This is a genomic window from Burkholderia sp. Ac-20384 (assembly GCF_017104605.1).
Taxonomy (GTDB): Bacteria; Pseudomonadota; Gammaproteobacteria; order Burkholderiales; family Burkholderiaceae; genus Burkholderia; species Burkholderia lata.
The window spans coordinates 1-1,441 of sequence record NZ_JAAGPE010000657.1 but is presented as its reverse complement, the minus strand read 5'-3'; the positions used below and the strand labels follow the sequence as shown (position 1 = coordinate 1,441).

At 69.6% G+C, this 1,441-nt stretch carries 1 protein-coding gene and 1 pseudogene; one reads left to right on the top strand and one right to left on the bottom strand.

Annotation, left to right across the window (positions count from 1 at the left end; all coding sequences use genetic code 11):
• Positions 1-207: pseudogene (locus tag G3O00_RS43805) on the top strand (phage tail sheath family protein); the annotation flags it as partial.
• Positions 208-243: 36 nt separating this feature from the next.
• Here G3O00_RS43805 and G3O00_RS42645 read toward each other — a convergent pair.
• Positions 244-1,441, bottom strand: a 1,198-nt coding sequence (locus tag G3O00_RS42645; RefSeq protein ID WP_346779039.1) for a thiamine pyrophosphate-dependent enzyme, incomplete at its 5' end; no start/stop codon positions are given.

The window sequence follows — 1,441 nt, the reverse complement described above, 5'->3', positions numbered from 1 at the left end:
AAGTCACGCTTCAATGCGCAACCGCGTTTGCTGATCGCACCTGGGCACTCGTCGAAACAACCCGTCGCAACGGCAGCGGATTCCCTTGCAGGCAAACTGCGTGCAGTGGCTGTGATCGACGGCCCGACCGTCGACGACGCGGCTGCAATCGCGTACGCGCAGAATTTCGGCAGCAAGCGCCTGTATATGGTCGCCCCCGGTGCGAAGGCAGGGGCCAACGCGGCGCGGCGTGCGTGTCCACCGTCATCCGCCGCGTGCGCGGCGGCCCTGTTCGCGGATCTGCTCGAGCGTCGCGGCCGGCGTGCTGGCGTCCTGCGGAATACGGATTTCGATCAGCGCGGGCAGCCCGCAGGTCAGCGCGCGTTCGAGCGCGGGCGCGAAATCGGCGGTGCGCTCGACGGTTTCGCCATGCGCGCCGAACGCACGCGCATACGCGGCGAAATCGGGATTCGTGAGCCCCGTGCCGTGCACGCGTCCCGGGTAGTTGCGCTCCTGATGCATGCGGATCGTGCCGAAATGCCCGTTGTTGACGACGATCACGACGATGTTCAGCCCGTACTGCATCGCGGTCGCGAGCTCGTTGCCGGCCATCATGAAGCAGCCGTCGCCCGCGAGCGCGACGACGGCGCGCGACGGATACAGCGACTTCGCGGCAAGCGCGGCCGGTACGCCGTAGCCCATCGCGCCGCTGGTTGGCGCGAGCTGCGAGCGGAAGTGCCGGTACGCGAAGTGGCGATGCAGCCAGATCGCATAGTTGCCGGCGCCGTTGGTGAGGATCGCGTCATGCGGCAGGCGCTCGCGCAACTGCACCATCACGTCGCCGAGCTGGACGTCGCCGGGCATCGGCAGCGGCGCATGCCATTCGCGATACGTACGATGCGCGTCGGCGGCGGTGCCGGCCCACGCCGGGTGCTCGGGCGCCTCGAGCGCGGCGAGCGGCGCGGCGATCTCGGGCATGCCCGACACGATCGGCAGGTCGGCCGCATACACACGGCCGAGCTCGTCCGCGCCCTGGTGCACGTGGATCAGCGTCTGGCGCGTCTTCGGGATGTCGAGCAGCGTGAAGCCGCCGGTCGTCGCTTCGCCGAGGCGCGGCCCGATCACGAGCAGCAGGTCGGCGTCGCGGATGCGTTTCCCGAGCGCGGGGTTGATCCCGAGCCCGACGTCGCCCGCGTAGTTCGGGTGCGCGTTGTCGATCGTGTCCTGGTAGCGGAATGCGCAGGCCACCGGCAGCTGCCAGCGCTCGACGAAGGTGCGCAGGTTCGCGCACGCGTCGGGCGTCCAGCCGCTGCCGCTGCCGGTTTCGGTGTGTGCTCCGCACAGCCGCCATCTGTCGCCGAAGGTGCGCGTGTTCGTCGACTGGGTCGCCGAGGTGTTCGACCGCTGCCCGCTGCTGAGCGGCAAGGGCAGCCTCGACGCGACGTGCAGCAAGCGCACGTTC